The 21,634-nt window shown below is 64.4% G+C and carries 24 protein-coding genes; 10 read left to right on the top strand and 14 right to left on the bottom strand.

The annotated features are described in order from the left end of the window. The first annotated feature begins 8 nt into the window (after window positions 1–8). The 6 genes from AB4N42_RS04810 to AB4N42_RS04785 all read left to right on the top strand — a co-directional run bounded on the left by AB4N42_RS04810 (window position 9) and on the right by AB4N42_RS04785 (window position 3,898). A complete protein-coding gene (locus AB4N42_RS04810) occupies window positions 9–233 on the top strand; it encodes a type III secretion protein (protein ID WP_030138396.1) in 225 nt (74 codons plus the stop codon). Continuing rightward, entirely contained in the window at window positions 220–645 is a 426-nt protein-coding gene (locus AB4N42_RS04805; RefSeq protein ID WP_460115918.1) for a type III secretion system chaperone, read from the top strand. The genes AB4N42_RS04810 and AB4N42_RS04805 overlap by 14 nt, the downstream gene beginning before the upstream one ends. Next, a complete protein-coding gene (sctC, locus tag AB4N42_RS04800; RefSeq protein WP_407682959.1) occupies window positions 638–2,788 on the top strand; it encodes a type III secretion system outer membrane ring subunit SctC in 2,151 nt (716 codons plus the stop codon). The genes AB4N42_RS04805 and sctC overlap by 8 nt, the downstream gene beginning before the upstream one ends. Beyond that, entirely contained in the window at window positions 2,785–2,994 is a 210-nt protein-coding gene (gene hrpT, locus AB4N42_RS04795; RefSeq protein WP_030138399.1) for an HrpT family type III secretion system protein, read from the top strand. Before sctC ends, hrpT begins: the two co-directional genes overlap by 4 nt. A gap of 6 nt (window positions 2,995–3,000) precedes the next feature. Further along, window positions 3,001–3,378 carry a hypothetical protein gene (locus tag AB4N42_RS04790; RefSeq protein ID WP_030138400.1) on the top strand — a complete coding sequence of 126 codons (378 nt, stop codon included), beginning with the start codon at window positions 3,001–3,003 and terminating at the stop codon, window positions 3,376–3,378. Window positions 3,379–3,448: 70 nt separating this feature from the next. Next, complete coding sequence (locus AB4N42_RS04785) at window positions 3,449–3,898, top strand: type III secretion system chaperone (RefSeq protein ID WP_030138401.1); 450 nt, start codon at window positions 3,449–3,451, stop codon at window positions 3,896–3,898. Window positions 3,899–4,027: 129 nt separating this feature from the next. On the opposite strand, the gene AB4N42_RS04780 is transcribed toward AB4N42_RS04785, so the two are convergent. The 12 genes from AB4N42_RS04780 to AB4N42_RS04725 form a co-directional block, all read right to left on the bottom strand. Beyond that, a complete protein-coding gene (locus tag AB4N42_RS04780; RefSeq protein ID WP_460115917.1) occupies window positions 4,028–4,537 on the bottom strand; it encodes a type III effector in 510 nt (169 codons plus the stop codon). A 117-nt stretch (window positions 4,538–4,654) separates the two neighbouring features. Next, window positions 4,655–5,755, bottom strand: a complete 1,101-nt coding sequence (gene sctU / locus AB4N42_RS04775) for a type III secretion system export apparatus subunit SctU (RefSeq protein ID WP_030138403.1) — start codon at window positions 5,753–5,755, stop codon at window positions 4,655–4,657. Between the two features lie 15 nt (window positions 5,756–5,770). Continuing rightward, on the bottom strand, window positions 5,771–6,568 hold the full coding sequence (sctT, locus tag AB4N42_RS04770) for a type III secretion system export apparatus subunit SctT (protein ID WP_030138404.1): 798 nt from the start codon (window positions 6,566–6,568) through the stop codon (window positions 5,771–5,773). Further along, entirely contained in the window at window positions 6,568–6,822 is a 255-nt protein-coding gene (gene sctS / locus AB4N42_RS04765; protein ID WP_030138405.1) for a type III secretion system export apparatus subunit SctS, read from the bottom strand. The genes sctT and sctS overlap by 1 nt, the downstream gene beginning before the upstream one ends. Window positions 6,823–6,831: 9 nt before the next feature. Next, a complete protein-coding gene (gene sctR / locus AB4N42_RS04760) occupies window positions 6,832–7,485 on the bottom strand; it encodes a type III secretion system export apparatus subunit SctR (protein WP_030138406.1) in 654 nt (217 codons plus the stop codon). Further along, a complete protein-coding gene (gene sctQ, locus AB4N42_RS04755) occupies window positions 7,482–8,582 on the bottom strand; it encodes a type III secretion system cytoplasmic ring protein SctQ (protein WP_460115916.1) in 1,101 nt (366 codons plus the stop codon). The genes sctR and sctQ overlap by 4 nt, the downstream gene beginning before the upstream one ends. Continuing rightward, window positions 8,579–9,148, bottom strand: a complete 570-nt coding sequence (locus AB4N42_RS04750; protein ID WP_407682952.1) for a type III secretion system HrpP C-terminal domain-containing protein — start codon at window positions 9,146–9,148, stop codon at window positions 8,579–8,581. The genes sctQ and AB4N42_RS04750 overlap by 4 nt, the downstream gene beginning before the upstream one ends. After that, window positions 9,141–9,560 carry a hypothetical protein gene (locus AB4N42_RS04745; protein WP_460115915.1) on the bottom strand — a complete coding sequence of 140 codons (420 nt, stop codon included), beginning with the start codon at window positions 9,558–9,560 and terminating at the stop codon, window positions 9,141–9,143. The genes AB4N42_RS04750 and AB4N42_RS04745 overlap by 8 nt, the downstream gene beginning before the upstream one ends. After that, window positions 9,547–10,902: a FliI/YscN family ATPase gene (locus tag AB4N42_RS04740; protein ID WP_460115914.1), complete on the bottom strand. Its 1,356-nt coding sequence runs from the start codon at window positions 10,900–10,902 to the stop codon at window positions 9,547–9,549. The genes AB4N42_RS04745 and AB4N42_RS04740 overlap by 14 nt, the downstream gene beginning before the upstream one ends. Next, window positions 10,902–11,795, bottom strand: coding sequence for an FHA domain-containing protein (locus AB4N42_RS04735; RefSeq protein WP_460115913.1), 894 nt, complete (start codon window positions 11,793–11,795; stop codon window positions 10,902–10,904). Before AB4N42_RS04735 ends, AB4N42_RS04740 begins: the two co-directional genes overlap by 1 nt. Window positions 11,796–11,955: 160 nt before the next feature. Continuing rightward, a complete protein-coding gene (gene sctV / locus AB4N42_RS04730) occupies window positions 11,956–14,043 on the bottom strand; it encodes a type III secretion system export apparatus subunit SctV (RefSeq protein WP_460115912.1) in 2,088 nt (695 codons plus the stop codon). Next, a complete protein-coding gene (locus AB4N42_RS04725) occupies window positions 14,040–15,167 on the bottom strand; it encodes a TyeA family type III secretion system gatekeeper subunit (RefSeq protein ID WP_198796917.1) in 1,128 nt (375 codons plus the stop codon). The genes sctV and AB4N42_RS04725 overlap by 4 nt, the downstream gene beginning before the upstream one ends. 319 nt (window positions 15,168–15,486) lie before the next feature. Here AB4N42_RS04725 and AB4N42_RS04720 point away from each other — a divergent pair, with 319 nt between their 5' ends. Further along, on the top strand, window positions 15,487–16,038 hold the full coding sequence (locus AB4N42_RS04720; protein ID WP_030138414.1) for an RNA polymerase sigma factor: 552 nt from the start codon (window positions 15,487–15,489) through the stop codon (window positions 16,036–16,038). Continuing rightward, window positions 16,035–16,631 (top strand): GNAT family N-acetyltransferase, encoded by a 597-nt coding sequence (locus AB4N42_RS04715; protein ID WP_030138415.1) that lies wholly within the window; start codon window positions 16,035–16,037, stop codon window positions 16,629–16,631. The genes AB4N42_RS04720 and AB4N42_RS04715 overlap by 4 nt, the downstream gene beginning before the upstream one ends. Window positions 16,632–16,758: 127 nt before the next feature. Here the strand turns inward: AB4N42_RS04715 and AB4N42_RS04710 are convergent, their stop codons facing one another. Then, complete coding sequence (locus tag AB4N42_RS04710; protein WP_323154125.1) at window positions 16,759–17,973, bottom strand: cytochrome P450 family protein; 1,215 nt, start codon at window positions 17,971–17,973, stop codon at window positions 16,759–16,761. Between the two features lie 582 nt (window positions 17,974–18,555). Here AB4N42_RS04710 and AB4N42_RS04705 point away from each other — a divergent pair. Then, on the top strand, window positions 18,556–19,713 hold the full coding sequence (locus AB4N42_RS04705; protein WP_460115911.1) for a serine hydrolase domain-containing protein: 1,158 nt from the start codon (window positions 18,556–18,558) through the stop codon (window positions 19,711–19,713). A 149-nt stretch (window positions 19,714–19,862) separates the two neighbouring features. On the opposite strand, the gene AB4N42_RS04700 is transcribed toward AB4N42_RS04705, so the two are convergent. Beyond that, entirely contained in the window at window positions 19,863–20,984 is a 1,122-nt protein-coding gene (locus AB4N42_RS04700) for a transglycosylase SLT domain-containing protein (RefSeq protein WP_198796919.1), read from the bottom strand. A gap of 151 nt (window positions 20,985–21,135) precedes the next feature. On the opposite strand from AB4N42_RS04700, the gene AB4N42_RS04695 reads away from it, so the two are divergent. Beyond that, a complete protein-coding gene (locus AB4N42_RS04695; RefSeq protein WP_334598488.1) occupies window positions 21,136–21,624 on the top strand; it encodes a type III secretion system chaperone family protein in 489 nt (162 codons plus the stop codon). The last annotated feature ends 10 nt before the right edge of the window (window positions 21,625–21,634 follow it).

Here is a 21,634-nt window from a genome sequence, read left to right as displayed (position 1 = left end):
AACCGACCATGTCTTCTATCGATGCCTTGCAGCGCCGCCTCGACACCTACTTCCAGCGCGCCACCGATAACGTCAACAACGCGGCGATCAATGCCGCAGAGAGCCAATCGCTGGACGACATGCATTCGTTCTTCACCAGCATGAACGGCATGTCGGTCGCGGTGAATGCGGCCACTCAACAGACCACCGCCCACCACAACCTCGCCAAGGCGATCATCGATGCAATGCCATGAGCTGCGCACACAGCTCGCCCGCTGGCGCGCCAGCGTCGATGGCCCCGAGCATTTCGCCCTTGTCGTCGACGATGGCGAAGCGGTTTTCAACACGCTCGAAGCCGGCTTGCTGGTGTCGGTCGAGTTGAACGTCGCGCTGGGCAACGAAGCGTCCCTGGAAGACGTCCTGCGGCTGGCGCATCCAAGCCTCTCGCGATTCCCCGGTGCGCTGGCCCGTTCGCCCCAGGACGATCGGTTATGGCTACTGGCGCACCTGGGCCAGGACGCACACCTCGACGATTTGCTCGAAACCCTTGAAGCCTTGCTCAACCAGCGGGACACCTGGCAGTCGGCCCTTCATAAAAGCCCACGTGCCGTCGCGCAACGTCCCTCGCATTTTCACTTGCTCGGAACAGGAATCCGCCATGCCTAACAGGTGGCTTGCACCGTACCCTCCGTTGTCCGCTGGCAAGGCAGTTCTTCGCCGGTCGATCGCGCGTCGTTGGACGAAAGCCTCGTTGCTCGCCCTGGCCTTGGCCGGCGCGCTGGGCGCGGGCATGCCGACAGAGGCGGCAGTACCGACCGACTGGAAGAACACGCCGTACGCCTACGATGCCCAGAACACGCCACTGCCCAAGGTACTTGGCGATTTTGCCAACACCTTCGGCGTGCAACTGGTGCTCGACGGCACCGTGAAAGGCACCGTCGACGGCCGGATGCGCGCTGAAAGTCCCCAGGCGTTCCTCGATCGGCTCGGCCTGGAAAATCGCTTCCAGTGGTTCATGTACGGCAACACCTTGTACGTCAGCCCGTTGCAGAACCAGGACTCCAAGCGCCTGGAAGTGTCCGCCGACGCGGCACCGGACATGAAGCAAGCCTTGATCGACATCGGCCTGCTGGACCCGCGCTTCGGTTGGGGCGAGTTGCCCGACGAAGGGGTGGTCCTGGTCTCCGGCCCGGAGCGCTACGTGCGCCTGGTGGCGCAGTTCGCCGAAGCACGCAAGACACCGGAAGAGAAGCAGGAAGTGATCAGCTTCCCGCTGCGCTACGCCACCGCCGCCGACCGCAGCGTCAAGTACCGGGGCGATACGCTGGTGATTCCCGGGGTCGCGACCATCCTCAAAGGCTTGCTGGAAAGCCGCAGCGCCGTTTCGGGCGGGATGCAGGCGGCCTCGCCCCAAGCGGCGTTCCAGAACATGCAGACCCAGCAATCCATGAGCATGGGCAACATCGAGCAATTGGCGTTGAACGGCATGGGGCGTCCGAACACCAACCGCGTGCAGCCCGGCGGGAACGGGGGCAGCGGCGGTCGCGGCCGGATCCGCGTCGAAGCCGACGTGCGCAACAACGCGGTGCTCATCTACGACTCACCCAAACGGCGGGAGATCTATACGCCGCTGATCCGTGATGTGGACGTGCCGCGCAAGCTCGTGGAGATTGACGCGATCATCCTCGACATCGACCGCACCCAACTGGCCGAGCTGGCGTCGAACTGGAACGTTGAAAGCGGCGACCTGATTGGCGGCGCCTCGATGATTCGTCCCGGCGCCAGCTCGACGGTGTTCATCCAGGACTACGGCGATTTCTCCGCGCAACTGCGCGCCCTGGAAGGTCGCGGCCTGGCCTCGGTGGTGGCCAATCCATCGGTGTTGACCCTGGAAAACCAGCCGGCGGTCATCGACTTCAGCAAGACCGAATACATCTCCGCCATCGGCGAACGCGTGGCCACCGTCGAGCCCATCACGGCCGGCACCAGCCTGCAGGTCGTGCCTCACGCCATCGAAACCGGTGGCCGCAACCAGATCCAGATGTCCCTGGACATCGAGGACGGTCGCATCGAACCCTCGGAAGTCGGGCAACAGACCCCCAGCGTGCGCCGGGGCGTGGTCAGCACCCAAGCGGTGATGGGCGAAAGCCGCTCGCTGGTGGTGGGCGGCTTTCATACCGAAGAAACCGGGGACAACCTTGAGCGGGTGCCGTGGCTGGGGCGTATCCCGCTGATCGGACCGCTGCTGTTCTCCTCGACCACGCGCGAGACCAGTCGCCGCGAACGGGTGTTCATCCTCACGCCACGCCTGATCGGTGACCAGGTCGACCCGGCTCGCTACATCTCCGCACTCGATCGGGAGCAGGTGGACAGCGCCATGGCGCGCCTGGAAGAGCGGCGCAACGGCACCCGCCCCGTCGGTCGCGTCGAGGTCAGCGATGTCCTCGCGCAACTGGCCGACGGCAATATCCCGGCGACATTCAAGCAGGCCGCCTCGATCCCCTATTCACCCGACACGCTGTGTGCGTTGCAGCCTGGCTTGTCCCTGGACGCCACGAGAGCCCAATGGTTCGCCGGCCCCGACTACGGAATCGCCGTGGGCGTGGTGCGCAACGAGGGCAGTCATCGGCTGCGCTTCGACGAGGCGAGCTGCAGCACCCGTTGGACCCTGGCGGCTTCCGCCTGGCCGAAGGTGTGGCTTGAGCCGGGCGAAGAAACGGAAGTCTTCGTCGTCATGAAACAACCCAAGCGCACGCCAGGCGGCGGACGCTCTTCTCTCCTGCAAACCAGTGCGAGGACCACGCCATGAGTCGCACGCTGAAGCTACTCGTCATATTGCTGAGCCTGCCGGTGTTCGCCGGCTGCGCAAGCCGCTGGGGCTGCCAGGGCGATGCCTGCGACCGCGCCGAACCCGATACCGGCCGGCTGGTGATCTGGTGGTCGCCGGGCATGCGCGGCGGCCTGGGTTCACCTGAACACCCGCTCGACCACACGGTCGTTCCACTGGAGAACTGAAACGGTATGTCTTTTTCGGTACACAGCGTAAGCACGCGCCAGGCTTTTCAGAAAAACATCATCGCCGGCATCGCGACGTATTGGGAAATTGCCCCGGGCATCGAGTTCTGCCTGCGACGCGAACCTCACAGCGTGGGGCTGGCCTTGCAAGTGCACAGCCAGGCGCTGCGGGCGAACCAGATGCAGCACGCGCTCGAACGACGTTTCGCCCAGCCGGGAGACTACGCGCAGCTGTTCCTGTTTCTTGATCCGCAGCGCGCATTGGTGGTTTGGCAGGCCCTGCCGGAATCACCGATATCGTCGCAAATGCTCGACGAGATCCAGTCCCGGCAGTTGGCGCTGCTGGGCCTGGAAGACCTCGACGATTATTCGGTGGCTTATTAACGAGCTGCCTGGCCACGGATCTGGCTCACCTGTGGCGAGGGTTCATGATTTTTTGTTGAGGAGATTTTCCATGACCGCTCCACCCATCGCCCAGCGCCTGATCGCGGCCCTAGCGGAACACTTGAATGCGGACCTTCAGCTGGAGGGCGGCGTCTGTGCGTTGTATGACGCGAGCAACCGCGAAGCCGTGGTCATCGAGCTGCCCGAACATGGCGATCTCGCCATCCTCCACTGCGCGGTCGACGTGCCAGCCCATATGCCCGGCCTGCACAAGCGCTTGCTGGAGCTCAACTTTCGATTGGACTTGCTCGCCGGCAGTTGGCTGGCCCTGGACGATAAGGGCACCGTTCGCTTGTGTGCCCACTGCCCATTGTCGATGCTCGACGAAGCGCAGTTCTGCCATTGGGTCGTGGGTTTCATCGGCCAGGTCGGCGAGGTGCGTACACGCTGGATGCCATCCGCAGCACCCACGGCTTCACGTCCAGCCTCGCTCAACGCGAGCCGTGCCCGGCTGGTCTAGACAACGAACGTGGCGAGGGAGCTTGCTCCCGCTGGGCTGCGCAGCAGACCCGTTTTTTGTGAGGGCTTCGCCCTCAAGCGGGAGCAAGCTCCCTCGCCACGGGGTGTTTCTGCTGGGCCATTGCGGTCCTTACCGAAGCTTCATCGCTTCACCGCCCTCCTGCATGACTTTCCTGGCGCTGTCCATGAAGCCCTTGGTCACCTCCGTCACCGTATCGCTCATCAACTTGGCCATGTCGGCGGAGCTTTTGACCAGCACCATGGTGCTCTGACGCTCCTCCATTCCCATCTGCATCTGGAACTGCTTTTCCATCAGCGCTTTCTGACGGGTCTCCATCTCGCTCATGAACGAGTCGGGCGTGCGAGACGGTGGCGTGGAGCTGGACCTTTGCGTGTCATCCAGCGGCCGATCGTCGGACGCCGCCGTGCGGTTCGCGCCCCGAGTGCGGGTCCGGCCACGTTGGTGCACCGTAGGGGGGACCGATGATGAACGTCCCAGCCCATGCAGGCTCTGGGTGCCGGTGCGCTGCTGGGCGTCGCGAGGTTGCTGGCTCAGCGAGGGTGAGCGCGATGAGTGCAAACCTTCGGCGCCATGCAGGGCACCGGTGCCCCTTATGGACAGCGGATTGGGTTCAGGCATGGAAAATCTCCTCGAGTCGATGGGCGTGCAATGCGCACGGTTGGCAAGCCGGCATCGCCCGGGCGAGTCCGACTCACTACCTGAGTGGCACCCGCGTATGCATCGGTTCCATCGGCCTCAACGCAGGTTCAATTCCGGAATTTCGATCACCTCGCCCTTGGCCTCGTCGTCCAGCTCGCGCAGGACCCGATAGATGTGCGCGACGGCCTGGAGCGTTTCCCTCGGGATATAACCGCCAACGTCTTCGCGGTAGATCGTTCGCGCCAGCCAGATGCACTGGATCACCGGGACGCGCGCAGCCTTGGCCCGCTCGATCAGCGCGCGGGCATCGGCATCGACACCTTTGGTGATCAACTGCGGCAACGGCGTCTGCTCGGGACGATAGAACAACGCGACGGCATAGTGAGTCGGGTTGACCACCAACATGTCGGCCTCCTCCACCGGCTTGGTTTCCTGGCTGGCGGGCTGGTCGATCAACTGTCGGGCCAGGCTGCGGCGGTGCATCTTGACGTGGGGGTCGCCTTCCATTTCCTTGAACTCTTTGCGCACCTCCTCTTCGCTCATGCGCAGCCGCTTGGCGAAGAAGTATTTCTGCAGGCCGAAATCGAGGATCGCCAGCACCAGCAACACGCCCAGGCAGATGTGCATGATGTGCCGGAACAGGCCGGCCAGCCCGCGCCAATACCCGTTCAGGTCACCATTGACCAGGCTGATCAACGAGCCGAGGGCCGGCATCGTCACCAGGTAAAGCACGCTGGCGATGAACACTGCCTTGACCAGGCCCATGAACAATTGGATCAGCGCCTGGGCGGAGAACATCTGCTGGGCCTGGTTCAGCGGATTCAGACGGTTCGGATCAGGTTGAAGGGCCTCGGGCGCGAACAGGAAGCCGAACTGCACCCAGCCGGCGATCAGCCGCGTGGCAATGGCCAAGCCCACGGTCATCAAGGTGAAGTTGAGCAACACCCCGCCGGCGTGGGCCAGGGTTTCCTCGAAGGCACGGACAAAGTCACCATCGAGCCGGTGCAGCGGGAACGCGACCATGTCACCCAGCGCCTGCATGCTGCTGTCGGCCTGGGTCAAGGCCACTTCGGTGATTGCCGTGAGCACCAACAGGCTGCTCAAATCCTGGCTCTGGCCGACCTGACCCTTCTTGCGCGCGTCGCGGATTTTCTTCGGTGTCGCCTGCTTGGTCTTTTCGCCGCTGTCTTCGCTCATGAACGAGCCCCTCCTTCAGGGCGCCGGTATCAACAGATGCAGCAGATGGCGGATTTCCCCGTATCGGCTGAGACGGCCGGTCATCGCGTCCCACAACGTGGGCAGGTAGAACAGCAGGAAGCCCAGGCCGACCAGGCTCTTGGCCGGCATGGCGAGGACGAACACCTGCAACTGCGGGCTGTACAGGCTGAGCAAGGCCAGGGCGAACTCCACCAGCAACAGCAAGCCGATGAAGGGCGCGGCGTAGAGCATCATGTGCATGAACATTTCGCCGAGCAGCCCGAGAAACACACCAAAGCCATCCGCGCCGGGCAACGGGAACCAGACCGTGGGCGACCACACCAGGTAGCTGTCCCAGATCACCTGGGTCAGCGTGCCGATGCCCAAGGTGGCGACCAGCAACAGGATGGTCATTTCCTTGAACAGATGGCCCAAGGGCGTCGTATCCGTGCCGAGGGCCGGATTCAATTGCCCGCCGATGAGCGCGCCGCGCTGGTTGTCGAGCAAGGCCCCTACCGATTCGTAGAGCCAGAACGGCATCGCCAGCAGCACACCCAGGAGCAAGCCCAGCAGCACCTCCTTGAACATCAGCCCGCCGAGGGTCAGCCAGTCGGCCTGTGCGTCAATCAACGCCTGGCGAATACCCGGCGCGGGCAGCATGCCCAGGGCGAACACCACGGCATGGCGCGGCAAGCCTCGCAGATGCTGGAAGCAGAACACCGGGACCAGGTACGCCACCGGATAAATGCGCGCCATGCCGAGGGCGATCGACAGCAGCAAGTCGAAATACGGGACGAACGCCTGGGCCGTCATCAGGTGCTGGCCATCATTTCAAATGCCCGGCGCAACAGCCCCAGCAGCTCGCCGCCAATCCAGCGACCGGTGACCAGCAAGGTCAGTCCCACCGCCACCAGCTTGATCCCGAACGGCAAGGTCTGGTCCTGGATCTGCATCAACGCCTGCACCAGGGAGGTCAGCACGCCAACGATCACCGCGACGATCAAGGGCGGCGCGGACAGCAGCACCACCAACAGCATGCCTTCCTTGAACAATGTCAGCGCGTCCATCGCAGGCCCTCAAAGGTAGGAATAGAAAAGGCTGTCGAGCAACTGCGTCCAACCCTGCACGAGCACGAAGATCAGCAGCTTGAGCGGCAACGAGATGGTCATCGGCGCGACCATCTGCATGCCGAGCGCCAGCAGCAGGTTGGACACAATCAGGTCAATGACGATGAACGGGATGTAGATCAGGAACCCCATCTGGAAACCCGCTTCGAGCTCCGACAGCATGAAGGCCGGGATGAGCAGCATCAGGTCATCGCGACTGGCTTGCTCGGCGCGCTCCTTGGGCCACATCCGCTGGGTGTTTTCCAGCAGATGGGTGAGGATGTCCGGGTTGGTATTGCGCGACATGAACGCTTGCAACGGCTTGACCGCGTTCAAGGCCGAGCCCTGCAGCGCCTCGGTGCTGCTGAAATCCAGCGGCTGCTCCTTCAGTTGCTCGGCGATGTTGTGACCGACCGGCGCCATGATGAACAGCGTTGCGGCCAGGGCGATGGCGTAGAGCGCCATGTTCGGCGGCACCTGCTGCACGCCGATGGCGTTGCGGGTGATGGTCAGCACGATGGCGATCTTGAGAAAGGCGCTGCAGATGATCAGCAGCAGCGGAACCAATGAGATCCCGCCGATGAACAGCGCCAGCAGAAAGGGGTCGACCCCCTGGAAGCTCATCCAGCCACATCCACGCGAGTGACTTGCAGGCCGAGCCGACCCTCGACGTCCACCAGTTCACCCTGGGCCAAGGCCCGTTCACCATGGAACAACGTCGCCGCACCCGGTGCCACGCCCTGGACCTGGAGCACCGCGCCGGGCGCCAGGTTGCGCAGTTCGCCCAGGGTCAGGCTCAAGTGACCACAGCGTATCGTCAGCGCCAGGGGCAAGTCGCCGAAGCGCTCGTCGCCGGCCACCGGCGCCTGCACCGGCGTCTCTGCGGCTACAGTTTCGGCATCGTCAGGCGCCGCGAAACCCGTCGCCTCGGGCGCCTCTGCGTCGGGTTCGTAGCGGGCGGTATCGTCCCAGTCGGGGGTCAGGATATCGGTGTCAGCGGTGGTACTCATATCGGTCTCCTCCAGAGCGAGCAAGGTCAGGCGCAACGGCGCGGAGCGGCTCTGCACCCCGACCCGCAGGCAGTGCCGGCCGAGGCGAACCAGCCCTTGGCCGGATGGGTCGAACAAGGCGGTTTCCGGCACCAGCACGTCACCGGGGCGCAGCGCCGACACTTGCCCAGCCGCCAGCGCGAGGTGTCCCAGAAGCAATGGAACGTGCAGCGCAAAATGATCGTCCACCGGTGTTGTCCGCCGCTGCCAAGGCGCTGCGCGAAGCAATCCCAGCAAGGTCGACCCGGCCAGTTCCAGGTGACTCGTCGCATGAGCCGCGCCCAGCCGTGCTTCGAGCCGGCAGGGAATGCCCCGGACCGCGGGGCCGGTGGTTGGCTTGAGAAAACCGAACGCCTGGCGCAGCGGCTCGCTCAGGGTCTGCTGGAACAGCGCCCAGAACCAGGCATCGTCCGGCCCAGGCTCGGCCGGCAGGACCACCGGACATTCGCCGAACAAGCTGAGCAGCGGCCCCGGCTCGTCAAGCGCCAAGACGCCATGGGTGCACTCGAGCAAACACGACTCGCCTCCCAAGGCGCCGCTGTCCAGGGTCAGTTCCAGCAAGCCCGTCTCGCCCGCCACCTCGAAAGACAAGCTGACGCCCGTTCCCAATCGCTGCCGGGCGACGGCGTCATCGCCGCTCATCGGTGGCAGCGCCAAAGCCTGTACGCTCATGTCACGCTCGCCTCTTCTTCGTGGGTCACGCGCACCACCACCGGTTGGCCCAGGCTTTGGGCCAGTGCCTCTTCGAGGCGCCCGGTTCGACTCGACAGCCGCGCGCGCGTCTCTTCGCTTTCGCCGCTCAGGCCGATGTCCCAGCCGGACGTCCCGCCCAGCCGCTGGGCAGTCACCCTGATCCGGCCCAGATGAGGAAGGTGCAGCAGCAGGTCAAGTTGCTGGTCGAGGGTGGCCTGGAGGCGTGGCGAGAGCTGATCGACAAATGCCTCCATTTCACCACCCTCCAGATTCACCAACCCCGATAGGGAGCCGGTGCCTGCCATGTCGTCCTCGGAGCCGCCCCGCGGCGCATCGACCCACTGGCGAAACCAGTAGCCGTCGCTGCGTTCTGCCGTCACCTCGGGGTCGCGCCCAGTGGCAGGCAAAGGCTCGCGCGCCACTGGACGACTGGCCCGGCTCACCTGGGCAAGCGGTTGCTCATACGCCTTCGGCGCGTGACGAACGGGGGCCGCCGCAGGGCTGCCATGGGGTGACGGTCCACCGTGCACAGAGCGTTCATTCATCACCGGAGACCTCCACCAGGTAATCCATCATTGCGCTGAGCTTTTCCAGGTCACGCCTGCGCCCTCGCAGGCGCTCCAGGGCAGCTTCGGTGTCGCGTGCCTGTTGCGCCTGTTCCTCGTCGAGTGCCTGCAAGGCCTGCGCTTGCTCGGCCAACTCGCCGATCAAGCGTCGCTCCTCGGTGCTCCAGGCGTTGAGTTCGCAGACGCTCAGCGCGCGGCCACGGTGCTCGCCGTATAACGCCTCGCGCTGTGCCGCCTGCTGCTCGCTCGCGGCCTGCCAGCGCGCCCGCGCGGCGACGACCGCTGCTTCGCGCTCACGCAACAAGTCGCGCTGTTGGCGCCAGGCCCGTTCGGCTTGCGCCTCGCGGTGCCGACGCACCGGCGCCAGGGCATCCAGATCAGCCCGGGACATAAGCGGTCAACTGCTTGAGATGGGCGAGCGTCGACGCAAACGGCTCGGGCTCGCGCAGGTCCTGGCGCAGGAATGCGTCCAGGGCACCGCGCGACTCCACCGCCAGGTCGGTCAAGGGGTCGGCGCCGGCCTGGTATTCGCCCAGGCGCAGCATCAGCTCGATCTGATCGTAGGCCGACAGCAAGCGGCGCAGATTGATGCCCGCGCGCAGGTGCTCGGCCTCGGCCACATTGGCCAAGGTTCGCGACAGGCTGGCAAGCACGTCGATGGCCGGGTAATGACCGCGCTCCGCGAGTTTGCGCGACAGGACGATGTGGCCGTCGAGCAGCGAACGGACTTCGTCCGCCACCGGATCGTTCATGGAGTCCTGCTCGATGAGCACGGTATAGAGCGCGGTGATCGCCCCGTCATTGCTCAACCCCGCCCGCTCCACCAGGCGCGGCAACAGGCTGTACACCGAAGGAGGCAAGCCGCCCCGCCCCAACGGCTCGCCCGCCGCCAGGCCAATTTCCCGTTGGGCGCGGGCGAACCGGGTCAGCGAATCGATGAGCAGCAAGACCCGCTGGCCCCGGGCACGAAAGCCCTCGGCCAGGGCCGTGGCGGTGAATGCCGCGCGGGCGCGCTCCATGCTGGAACGGTCGGACGTGGCGCACACCAGGACCGCACGGGCCCGCAGTTCATCATCCAGCTCATGGTCGAGGAATTCCCGCAGCTCGCGACCGCGCTCGCCGATCAGGCCGAAAACGATCACGTCACATTCAACGTTGCGGGCGATCTCCGCCAACAGCGTGGTCTTGCCGCAACCGGCGCCGGCGAACAACCCGACACGCTGGCCTTCGCCAAGCGTCAGCGCGCCGTCGATGGCGCGTACGCCAGTCATCAACGGTCGCTGGATGCGCGGCCGTGCGGTCGGCGGCGGGGCTTCGCCGATCACTTGCGAGGCCTCCGGCACTTGAGGCCCGGCGAACGCGCCTACGCCATCTTCAAGCAAAGGCCGGCCAAAGCCATCCAGCACCTGCCCCAGCAACTGCGGGCCGACGGTCACCCGATGCGGCATGCCCAGCGGCTCCACCGCCGCACCTACGCGAACACCCTCCAGGCCACCCAAGGCGCTGAGCAAGGCGTCGTGCTGGTCGAAGCCGACGATCTCGGCGAGCAATGGCTCACGCCCGTCACGCTCGACCTGGCAGAGGTCACCGATCTGCGCCCCCGGCAGCCGGCATTGCAACAAGATCCCGCTGACCCGCTGCACCCGTCCGCGCACCATCACCGGCGCGAATCGGCGCAGGCGTGCCCGCTGCCCGGCTTCCCAGGTCTCCAATCGGGCGATGGCTGTGTGCATCACCACGTCACCTCGTAGCGCTGCTCGCCTTCGAAAGTGACTTTGCCGCTGTCGATGGCGGTCAGTCGCAGACCGTCGATCTGATCGCCGAGGAACAGCCGGCGACCGTCGGAGGTGACGACGTGACCACGCTTGCCGCCGACAATCTGGGCGATCTGGAACGGCAGTTGCGTCAGCCGTTCCTTGACGTTGGCCGTGATCTCGATCGACGTGTCATAGCGAGCGTGGAAACGCTCCATCAGCCGCTCGACCACCGCCAGGCGCTGGCGCGGCAGCTCGCCCACCAGCGCCAGCCGACCGTCCTGGACCTCGACCCGGACATTGGCATCCAGGTCGCGCTCCTGGAGCATGCGATCCAGCTCCAGGCGAACCGCCTCCACTGTGTCCAATGCAGCCTTGGCCGGCTTGTGCTGCTGCGCCGCACTGGGCGCTACCGTCGGTGCCGGTTGGCTGGTAAAGGCCCACGCGCTGGAGGCGACGGTGATCACCGCCGCAGCGATTCCCAGGCGCTTGGGCCACGACGGCCGTGCCGCGGTTTTTTGGGTGTCACGGTCCGCCGTCAAGTGCGCAGCATCATCCAGTGCCGCTTCTTCAGGCCAAGGCTGATCGGCCGGGGCCAGGCACAACCAGACGCCGGCGATGGAAAAAGGTGTATTGCCTGGCAAAGGCTCGGTCGCGACCCAAGGCTGGCCTTGTCCGTTGCAAACCACGCCCTCCAGCGACGCCAGCAGCCACTGGCCCTGGACTAGGCTGACGGCAGCGTGACGCCCGCAGATGCCTGGGTCGTAGAGCGCGAGATCGGCGTCTTCCGCCGCCCCGACAACCCATTGCTCACCCACCAGCGGCAATGCCGCCCCCCGGTGCAGACCACTCAATACGCGTAGCTCGAACATGGCCAATTTCCTCAAGGCGCGACCGAAGTGCGCCGACAATCCGCTTGAACGACGGGGCACGGGCGGCCCTCGTCCACTGTCACAGCCAGGCCATCGGACGCGCCTGGTTTCACATCGCTACGCCTGGCATCGCGGCTGGCGCGCCAAGCGCAAGAACACGTCATGCGGCATCCTCGATCTGGAGGGCTTCCTGCTCCAGATCAAAGCGCCCCAGCACGGTGACCTGGGCATTGCTGTGCAACTCGCTGAAGGCCAGCACCGGCACATGGTTGAACTCGTCGCGCAACAGATCCCGCAGCGGCGCGCGCAAGTCCTGCGCCACCAACAGCACCGCCGTCCGCTTGGCCCGCAGCGGGAAACCTTCGCGCAGTTGCAGGACCAGGGCGCGGGTGTGCACGCTCTCCAGGGCAAAGAAGGTTTCGGTCTGGGTCTGGCGCAGCGCGTCGCGCAGCAACCCTTCGGTCTCTGGCGTCAGCAGCCAGACGTGCAGGCCGTTTTCATCGCGGTACTGGTGGTAGATTTGCGACTTCAAGGCGATGCGCGCGTAGTCGGTCAGCGCGCCGACGTCACGCTCGTGCTGGCCGTGCTCGATCAACGACTCGGCGATCAGCCGCACCGCCCGCAGCGGCACGCCCTCGCCCGCCAGGCGTTGCAGCACGGCAGCGAAACGGGCCAGGGGCATGGTTCGTTGCAGTTCCTGCACCAGCTCTGGCTGGCCCGCTTCGAGCCAACTGAGAATCGACTTGCTCTCTTGCAAGCCGAGGAACTGCGGCCCGGTGGCAAACATGGCGCGGCTCATGCGTTCCACCAGCAACTCTCCCGCCGGTACCGCTTCCACGCGTTCGTCCGCCAGCAACGGGTCGCCGGGCGCCAGCCAGAGCCATTGATGCTCGTCGCGTACTTCGCTGCCGACCCGGGCATCCTGCGGTTCGAACGGCAACGGCCCGCGGGCGACGGCTACGCGATCTCCAAACGTGGCGCGCAGCATCGGCACCTCGTGCACGCAGAAGCGGAATTCGTCGTCCTCCAGGCGCGCGCTGTATTCGATCTCGAACGGCGGCAAGGTCAGGCCGAAACCGGCGACCAGCGCGTTGCGTTTCTTGCGGATCGCCTGGATGACCTCGTCGGCGGCCGGGTTGCCTTGCATCGACTTGGAGAACTGCAAGAGATAGGCACGGGTCGGGTCGAAGCTGCGCAAATCCTCGGCGCCATTCTGCTCCGGTGTGACGCTGGCTTGAGGCTGCTCGCCCTCGCGCGCCTGTCGCGCGCGGCCATACAGCTGGACGATGCCCGCCGTGCCGGTGATCACGGCAATGACGATGAACACCAGCGTCGGCATGCCGGGCAACGCGGCGAAGCCGAGCATGCCCACCGAAGCGATGACCCAGGCCTTGGGTTCGGCGGTCAATTGCTTGGCGATTTCCTTGCCGACGCTGCTGCCCGCCGGCTGCCCTTCCGGCGATACGCGGGTGATGATCATGCCGGCGGTGAGGGAAATCAGCAGTGCCGGAATTTGCGCAATGAGGCCGTCGCCGATGGTCAACACGGCATACAAGTGCATCGACTCGGACGCGCTCATATCGTGCTGGACCATGCCGACCGAAAAGCCGCCGATGAGGTTGATCACCACGATCACCAGGCCGGCGATGGCGTCGCCCTTGACGAACTTCATCGCCCCGTCCATCGCCCCGAACAATTGGCTTTCCTTGTTCAATTCCTCGCGACGACGGCGCGCTTCGCTGACGTCGATCAGGTTGGCCCGCAGGTCGCTGTCGATGGACATCTGCTTGCCCGGCAAGGCGTCCAGGGTGAACCGCGCCGCCACTTCGGCAACCCGCTCCGAGCCCTTGGTGATCACCAGGAAGTTGACCACCGTGAGGATGAGAAAGATCACCAGCCCGACGGCCAGGTTGCCCCCGACCACGAAATTGCCGAACGCCTGGACGATATGGCCAGCGTCGCCCTGGAGCAGGATCAACCGCGTGGTCGCCACCGACAGTGCCAAGCGGAACAACGTGGTCAGCAGCAGCACCGCTGGAAACGAGGAAAACGCCAGCGGTCGTGGCAGGTACAACGAGAGCACGATCAACAGGCAGGAAATACAGATGTTGATGGCGATCAGCGCATCGACGACTGAAGTCGGCAACGGCAGGATCAGCATGAACACGATGCCAAGCACGACGAACGCCCCGGCCACTTCGATACGCCGCACCGCCGCGTTGGCGACCTTGTTCAGCAGGGCAATCATGACCGCGCCCCAATGACCGGTTCGGCGGTCTGTCCACGGGTCTCGCCACGGGAACGCTCATCGAGCAGCACCAGCAGATTCTTCAGCGCGGTCTGGCGGCTTTTCGCATCTCGCCAGAGCGCCAACGGCAAGCGCTTGAGCAAGGGATACAAGCCGTTCAAGGAAACCAGTTGATCATGCTCCTCGTCCCCTCCCAGTTCGCGACCGATACGCCGCACTTCCGCCGAAGACAGGCCGCTGCTGACAAACCCGAGCATGCGTTGCAGCAGCAGGACGGCGGTGAGCTGGCTGGACGGGCAACTGTAGGCCAGTTGCTCCAGCAGACGGCGACAGCTTTGCAGCACGCTGCCCAGTTGCGTCGAGGCAGCCAGGCCGATCAGCAGCGTACGCAGCAAGGGCGTAGGCCGCGAAGGCGCGTGGGCGGCGATGTCGTCGGCCAGCGCGCGGCGCATCATGTCCAGCCCGGACACGAATGCCGTTTCGCCGAACAGGCCAAGCAACGCCTGCATCATGGTCGGCAACGATTGCTTGAGCACCACGGTGTCGTAATAGAGGCGACGTACCGCCTGGCGCAATTCAGGATCGCCACCGGCGGCACGCAGGGCCTCGGCGATGTTCATGCCGGCCTGGATCTGCGCACCGTAACGCTCGCGCAGCAGTTGCAGGTAGTCGCGGGCGCGCTTGGCCTCGACAAGACGACCTTGCGCCTCGGCGTCCAGCAACGTTTGCTGGAGGATCAGGTCAGTCCGGGCCGGATCGCCGCCGGTAGACTGCACCACCTCTTCCAATACCGGCTCGCCCATCAGCAGCACACCGGCCTGGGCCGCCATGGCACTCAGGCTCTGCTTGCCTGGATGGCCAAGCTGGTCGTACCACTCTTCCAACTGCTCGCGGGTTTCGACCCGTGTCCGGCCCACCTCACTGCGGGCGTTGCGAATGCGCCGCTGGCTCAGCGCCTTGGTGTTGCGCTCCACGTGATGACTGAAGGTCATGCCGACCTCCTCCATCGAATTGGACTGCGCGACCTGCGTCGATTCCACAGGCCTGCCAACGCCCGCGACTGCCGAAACGGCCTGGGCGAGATTGACGGCAATGTGCGCATTGGTCGGGGCTTCTACTTTCATGACAAACCGGGAGCGTGGTTTCGGACGCTCAGTGGGTGGCGCCGATCCCGCATTCGGTTCCATGGCCGATCAGGCCTTTTTCGATCTCATCGGCGACACCTTCCGCATGCCGATTTTCGACGGTCCGTGCGGTGCAATTTCATGCAGTGAATTCTTTGAAAGTCGTGCACGAGCTTGCACAAATAGAGCTTTAGCACTAACAAAAATACTTTGAATATCAGGTAGATAGATTATGAAAGCGGCTTGGCACAGGTCCTGCTGAAGGGGGAACGCCGACATACGGATCGGCGCTATGGAACCTACTCAGAGGGATTTATCAATGAACAGCCTGAACCTCATGCTGCCCCCGCAAACCTCCTCGAAACGCCCAGGCACGCCGGGCGTCAGTTTCGGCGAGGAACGTAAGCTCCGTCTGTTTGTGCAAAAGCGTGTGCTCAACCAGGACGACGCCGACGACATCATCCAACTCACTTACCTGGAAGCCTGGCGCAACCAGGAGAAGTTCAAGGGACTGGCCAAGCCGGACACCTGGCTGTGCGGCATCGCCCTCAACCTGATCCGCAATCACTTCCGCCGCTTCTACGCGCAACCGCCACTGAGCACGTTCGACGAAAGCGATTTCAACGAATCCAGCGAAGACATCGACCTGAGTGAACTGTGCGATAACCGCCGGCTGCTGGACCGCACGCTGTCTGCCATGGACGCGCTGCCCAAGGACATGCGCGAAACCCTGTGGACCGCCGTGGACACCGAGAGCAGCTACCGCGATGCCGCCGAACGGCTGGGCGTGCCCATCGGCACCGTACGCTCGCGGCTGTTTCGCGCCCGTGAACAACTCAAGCGCAGCGTCTACGGAGAAGCCCGGCCATGACCCATAATCGTCTGAACAGCCGACCCGACCTGCCACGCGGCGTGCGCCGCTATACCCCCGACGACCTGCCGGTGATGACGGATATCTTCAACGAAAGCGCTCTGGGCGGCACCAGTTCCCCCGTGCTCAGAGCGTTTTCCCTGAAGGAAATGACCTTCTTCGTCGATTGCTTCGTCAAGGAAGGTGATCCGATCTACGTGCTCGAACGTGGCGGTGAAGTGGTCGCCTGGTTGATCGTCAACCGCTTCTGCTGGGGCGCCCAGGCCTGCCGGCTGACCGGCGAAGTATCGATCTACGTGCGCAACGACCACATTGGCAGCGGCGTCGGCATTCGCCTGGGCCAGGCAGCGGTGGTGTTGGCCAAGCGGTACGGTTTCGAAACGTTGGTGGCCTGGATCATCGAGCACAACGAGGCGAGCAAACGTGGCGTGCAGGGATTGGGCGCGACGCAATGGGGCCGTTTCCCGGGTATCGCCCGGTTCGCTGACAAGCGCGCGGACGTGGTGCTTTATGGGTTGGACCTGATGCCCATCGACACGGCATCCACTACCGCTTCAGCGCCTGTGCAAACACTGGAGACCAGCCTGGCGTGAGTCCACGGCTCGTCCGGAGGCATTGCCGGGCGAGCCGTCTCGTGAATTCGAACCCATGCCATTTTTTGCACGGGGCACCACGAATCCTCGCCACAAAGGCTCAGCACTACCGAATCAATCCACCGAATCAGCCCACCGACCAGCACACCGGCAACGCATCCGGTCCCCTGAAGTTGGGCACATAACGCCAGCGCACAGCACTTGGATCAACCGCCAATCGCAGACCCGGGCAGCGCCGCAGCAAGGTGTTCAACGCAATGTCCAATTCCTGCCGAGCCAACGATGCACCCAGGCAATAATGCGTGCCCTTGCCGAACGACATGTGCGGGCAGGCCGGGCGGGTGATATCCAGCCGATCAGGATTGGCACACATCGCCTCGTCGCGATTGGCCGAGCCCACCACCGCCACCACAAATTGCCCGCGTCGCAGATGTTGCCCGGCCAATTCAGTGTCCCGCGTGACGAAGCGGACCATTGCCCGTTCCACCGACGAGTCATAGCGCAAGAACTCCTCGACCGCGTCGGGCATCAGTGCCGGCTCATCACGCAACCGGACCAGCGCATCGGGGTGTTGCACGAGCGTGTGCACAGCATTGCCAATCATCGACGCCGACGTTTCGTGGCCGGCGATGATCAGCAGCGCAATCATGCTGCACAACTCGCTTCGGCTGAGCATGCGGCCCTCTTCCTCGACCTGGGCCAGGGCCGACACCAGGTCATCGGTCGGATAGGCCCGGCGCCGGTCGATCAAGGCAAGCATGTAGCCGGCGAACTCGTTGTAGCAGCGTTGCAGTTCACTCAGATCGTGGCCCACCTGCCGGACGATCATGTGGGACCAGCGGCGGAAATCGTCTCGGTCCTGAGCAGGTACGCCGAGCAGCTCGGCGATGACGGTGATCGACAGCGGGAAGGCATATTGGCTCACCACATCCATTCGCCCGCTTGGCCCAACGGCGTCCAGCAGCGACTCGGCAATCTGCTCGATACGCGGCCGCATGGCGGTCACCGCCTTCAGGGTAAACGCCTTGTTGACCAGCCGACGCAGCCGACGATGACTCTCTCCGTCACGGTTAAGCATGTGGTCATTGAGAAAGGCGATGGACTGCTCGCCCCCCAGCATCGCCGCGAACTGCGGATCGATCCGTGACGGATCGCGGGCGAAGCGCTCGCTGTCCAACAGCACCTCCTCGACCTCCCGGGCCCCGGTGACGTACCACATCGGCAACTGCCCATCGGGCTGGCTGAGGAACACCGGGGACGCTTGGCGCAACGCCGCATAATGCCGATAAGCCTCGCCGCGAAAGGCGTCGCTGTTCAAGTCGAGGGTACGCTCGTAGGGCATGGACATTCTCCGGGGGCAGGCATCGTTGCTCCTGAGTGGCGGGGGGCGCCCAAAAAGATCCCTATGAAAAAACGCTGCTCGCGACGGCGGTGGATCAGTGGCTATCAATGCAAGCTGAACGGCCGCCTTCGCGAGCAAGCTCGCTCCCACAAGGGAAATGTGGTGTGGCACCAGAGCCAGGTCGGCCCTAAGGCCGCCTCGGCTCGGCTTTTGATCTGCCAGGCCCCGTTAACCACGATGGCCGAACGCAGGCATTGTGGAGTGGGCAACCCGGCATGGATGCCGGGTTAGCCGCGCAGGGCCATGGATGGCCCATCGCGGCGGGCCCACGGAGCAATGCCGGAGTGCGGGCATGCCGAGCCTAGGCGAGGCACCGAGTGGTGGGGCAAGCCTTTTTGGTTACTTTTTTGGCGTCTGAAAAAAGTGACCCGCCGTAAGGGCGGAACCATAAGCCGCCGTGACCGCAGCAATGGATATGTACCCGATCAACAACATCCCGACTGAATGCTCCCCAGAGGTCAGTGAACCGTTCCCCCAGCCCTCGTCACTCAAGGAAAACCCCCAACCCTGCGTGGAACTGACATGACACACTCACCCGCCATCCACGGCCACTGCGACCCTCGCTTCGAACCGGTCAAAGCGGCTTTCACCGGACTGATGCAAAGCCCTTTCGAACGCGGCGCCGCCCTGTGCGTCCAGGTCGACGGTGAAACAGTGATCGACCTGTGGGCTGGTATCGCCGGGCCGGAACCGGACAGCCATTGGCAGCGCGACACACTGCTCAACCTGTTCTCCTGCACCAAGCCCTTCACGGCCGTGGCGATCATGCAACTGGTTGGCGAAGGACGCCTGGACCTGGATGCACCAGTCTGCCGCTACTGGCCCGAGTTCGCCAACGCCGGCAAAGCATCGACGACCGTGCGCCAAGTGCTCTGCCATCGCGCCGGGCTACCGGCGCTGCGCACGCCCCTCGCCCCGGAAACCCTTTACGACTGGGACACCATGATTGCCCTGATCGCCGAGGAGCAGCCATGGGCCGATGCAGGGCAACAGCAGACCTATTCACCGTTGCTGTTCGGCTGGATTCTCGGTGAGCTGCTACGCCGAGTGGATGGCGTAAGCCCGGCGCAAAGCATCCACCAGCGGGTGGCGGTGCCGCTCGAACTGGATTTTCATATCGGCCTGGACGACGCGACCATCGCTCGCTGCGCCTACATGGCCCGAACCAAAGATGAAGTCGACGATGAAGCCTTTGGTCGAGTCCTGCAGTATGTGCTCACCGAGCCGACAGCCATGAGCTCACTGGCCTTCGCCAACCCGCCGATGGTGCTGGGGCGCAGTAACGAGCCGGGCTGGAAGCGCATGACCCAGCCGGCGGCGAACGGTCACGGCAACGCCCGCAGCCTGGCGGAGTTCTATGCCGGCCTGCTGGACGGGCGGTTGCTGGAGTCGCCACTGCTCAACGAAATGCTGCGCGAGCACAGCGCCGAATATGACCCGACCATCCAGACACCGACGCGGTTCGGCCTGGGCATCATGCTCAACCAGGCGGACGTGGCGAACGGCAGTTACGGCATGGGACCCGACGCCTTTGGCCACATGGGCGCCGGCGGCACCATCGGTTTTGCCGACCCCGAGCGCGGCGTGGCGTTCGGCTTTGCCTGCAACACCATTGGTTCCTACGTCTTGATGGACCCTCGCGCACGCGGCCTGGCGAATGTGGCGATGGGGTGTCTCTGAACCGGACACCCGGCGCTGGATCCGTGGCGAGGGAGCTTGCTCCCGCTGGATTGCGCAGCAATCCCATTGTCTGATGGGCGCTGCGCACCCAAGCGGGAGCAAGCTCCCTCGCCACGGATTGAATATCGGCAACTCATTGCACAGCCCGCTCAAACCCCCGGAGGCGGCACCACCTCCGCGACCTGCGGCTCGGCCACACCGGCCTCCGGAGAAGCAGCGACTTGCTCGTCACCACTCGCCCGAGGCAGCGCCGCCTTGGCGATCATGTCCGGTTGTGCCAGCAACCTGCGTGACGCTTCCACCGGCATCAGCAGACGCCCCCTGACCCGGCCGCGCCCGGCTGGATTGAGCATGCGCAACTCGCGTTCATGGACGCCGGATACCTGCGCCAGTTGCGCGAGGTCCACGGGTTGCGCCAACGCGACCATCTGGAAGTACGGCTGGTCGGCAATCGGCGCCAGGCTCACGCCGTAGCTCGCTGGCGCGTTGACCAACTGCGACAACGCCAGCAACCGTGGCACATAGTTCTGGGTTTCTCCGGGCAACGACAGGTTCCAGTAAGTGGTCGCCAGGCCCCGGGCGCGGTTCCGGGTGATGGCGTCGCGCACCCGCCCTTCCCCGGCGTTGTAGGCGGCCAGCGCCAGCAGCCAGTCACCGTCGAAGTAGTCGTGCAGGTAGGACAGATAATCCAGGGCCGCCCGGGTGGACGACGGAATGTCTCGACGCTCGTCGTAGTCGCCCCGTTGCTGCAATTGATAACGACGCCCGGTGGCGGGAATGAATTGCCAGAGCCCCAAGGCCTGGGCAGGCGATTGCGCATTGGGGTTGAACCCGCTCTCGATCGCCGGCAGCAGGGCCAGCTCCAGCGGCATGTTGCGCTTGTTCAGTTCGCCGACGATGAAGTGCAAGTATCGGCTGCCGGCGCGTCCGGTCTGGGTGAGAAACGCCGGGCGCTCCATCAGCCAGCGGCGTTGCTCGTCGATACGCGCCACGCCTTGGGTCTTGGCCTGCAAGGAAAACCCCTGGCGCATCCGTGCCCACAGGCTGCCACCGCTTTGCGGCGATGATTCGCCAATCTCGATGATCGTGTCGGTGGGCGCCGGTTCGAGCCAGCGCAATTGGGCGCGATACGGTTCATTGGCGAAACGATCGCCGATGGTCAGCTGCGGTTCGAGGTGTTGACACCCGTACAGCAAGGTCCCCATGGCGAGCAGAGACAACCCTTTGGGGACAAATCGAAGGGCCGGCGAAAGTGCAAGTGATCGGGACATGGGCGGTCAACCTTGAATGAGGTGGCGCCATTGGGTGGCAGATCAGCTGCCAGCGGTTCCACGCGGCGCAGTGGAACCGAAATGCCGCAGGTGTCACTCACGATGGGCAGCAGGCGCTCGTCGGTGCCTGGATGACAATGCGAGGTCAATCATGGCGTCACCCACCTATTGCAAGCTGATCGATCAGCTCTGCGAACTCACGATGATTCCTACCCCGTCAGCGTTCTACGAACAGGCAAACCTGTCGGTCAAGGAAGTCGATTTTTCCCTCAAGCACACACCCGGCGTGGGCGAGGGAGACGTGTTCATCTACTGCGGCTTCGGGCCGTTGCCCGTGGCGAATCGCGAAGCGGTCATGCAACGGCTGCTGGAAACCAACCTGTACCTGCTGAGCGGCGCGTTCTGCCCGTCGCTGTCGTACAACCGCGACAGCGAACAGGTGGTCCTGATCGGCCACGTGCCCCTGGACAACCTCAGCGCCGAGCGCCTGCTCGGACTGATGAGCGGTGCTGCCGACATGGCGCTTATCTGGCGGGAGGGCTACTTCTTCGACGGCGCCAGCCCGGGCCAAGCCGCCAAGACCACCCAGCAAAAACCCACCCCGCGTAGCGCAGGGCTGAACAACGCCCTGTCGATCTAGGAAAGGAGAA

The sequence above is a fragment of the Pseudomonas sp. H2_D02 genome, assembly GCF_054677635.1.
This window is presented reverse-complemented; position numbering and strand designations above follow the sequence as displayed.

Coding starts and splice junctions, on each gene's coding strand:
- AB4N42_RS04810 (WP_030138396.1), top strand. CDS start 9: ATGTCTTCTATCGATGCCTTGCAGCGCCGCCTCGACACCTACTTCCAG.
- AB4N42_RS04805 (WP_460115918.1), top strand. CDS start 220: ATGCAATGCCATGAGCTGCGCACACAGCTCGCCCGCTGGCGCGCCAGC.
- sctC (WP_407682959.1), top strand. CDS start 638: ATGCCTAACAGGTGGCTTGCACCGTACCCTCCGTTGTCCGCTGGCAAG.
- hrpT (WP_030138399.1), top strand. CDS start 2,785: ATGAGTCGCACGCTGAAGCTACTCGTCATATTGCTGAGCCTGCCGGTG.
- AB4N42_RS04790 (WP_030138400.1), top strand. CDS start 3,001: ATGTCTTTTTCGGTACACAGCGTAAGCACGCGCCAGGCTTTTCAGAAA.
- AB4N42_RS04785 (WP_030138401.1), top strand. CDS start 3,449: ATGACCGCTCCACCCATCGCCCAGCGCCTGATCGCGGCCCTAGCGGAA.
- AB4N42_RS04780 (WP_460115917.1), bottom strand. CDS start 4,537: ATGCCTGAACCCAATCCGCTGTCCATAAGGGGCACCGGTGCCCTGCAT.
- sctU (WP_030138403.1), bottom strand. CDS start 5,755: ATGAGCGAAGACAGCGGCGAAAAGACCAAGCAGGCGACACCGAAGAAA.
- sctT (WP_030138404.1), bottom strand. CDS start 6,568: ATGACGGCCCAGGCGTTCGTCCCGTATTTCGACTTGCTGCTGTCGATC.
- sctS (WP_030138405.1), bottom strand. CDS start 6,822: ATGGACGCGCTGACATTGTTCAAGGAAGGCATGCTGTTGGTGGTGCTG.
- sctR (WP_030138406.1), bottom strand. CDS start 7,485: ATGAGCTTCCAGGGGGTCGACCCCTTTCTGCTGGCGCTGTTCATCGGC.
- sctQ (WP_460115916.1), bottom strand. CDS start 8,582: ATGAGCGTACAGGCTTTGGCGCTGCCACCGATGAGCGGCGATGACGCC.
- AB4N42_RS04750 (WP_407682952.1), bottom strand. CDS start 9,148: ATGAATGAACGCTCTGTGCACGGTGGACCGTCACCCCATGGCAGCCCT.
- AB4N42_RS04745 (WP_460115915.1), bottom strand. CDS start 9,560: ATGTCCCGGGCTGATCTGGATGCCCTGGCGCCGGTGCGTCGGCACCGC.
- AB4N42_RS04740 (WP_460115914.1), bottom strand. CDS start 10,902: ATGCACACAGCCATCGCCCGATTGGAGACCTGGGAAGCCGGGCAGCGG.
- AB4N42_RS04735 (WP_460115913.1), bottom strand. CDS start 11,795: ATGTTCGAGCTACGCGTATTGAGTGGTCTGCACCGGGGGGCGGCATTG.
- sctV (WP_460115912.1), bottom strand. CDS start 14,043: ATGATTGCCCTGCTGAACAAGGTCGCCAACGCGGCGGTGCGGCGTATC.
- AB4N42_RS04725 (WP_198796917.1), bottom strand. CDS start 15,167: ATGAAAGTAGAAGCCCCGACCAATGCGCACATTGCCGTCAATCTCGCC.
- AB4N42_RS04720 (WP_030138414.1), top strand. CDS start 15,487: ATGAACAGCCTGAACCTCATGCTGCCCCCGCAAACCTCCTCGAAACGC.
- AB4N42_RS04715 (WP_030138415.1), top strand. CDS start 16,035: ATGACCCATAATCGTCTGAACAGCCGACCCGACCTGCCACGCGGCGTG.
- AB4N42_RS04710 (WP_323154125.1), bottom strand. CDS start 17,973: ATGCCCTACGAGCGTACCCTCGACTTGAACAGCGACGCCTTTCGCGGC.
- AB4N42_RS04705 (WP_460115911.1), top strand. CDS start 18,556: ATGACACACTCACCCGCCATCCACGGCCACTGCGACCCTCGCTTCGAA.
- AB4N42_RS04700 (WP_198796919.1), bottom strand. CDS start 20,984: ATGTCCCGATCACTTGCACTTTCGCCGGCCCTTCGATTTGTCCCCAAA.
- AB4N42_RS04695 (WP_334598488.1), top strand. CDS start 21,136: ATGGCGTCACCCACCTATTGCAAGCTGATCGATCAGCTCTGCGAACTC.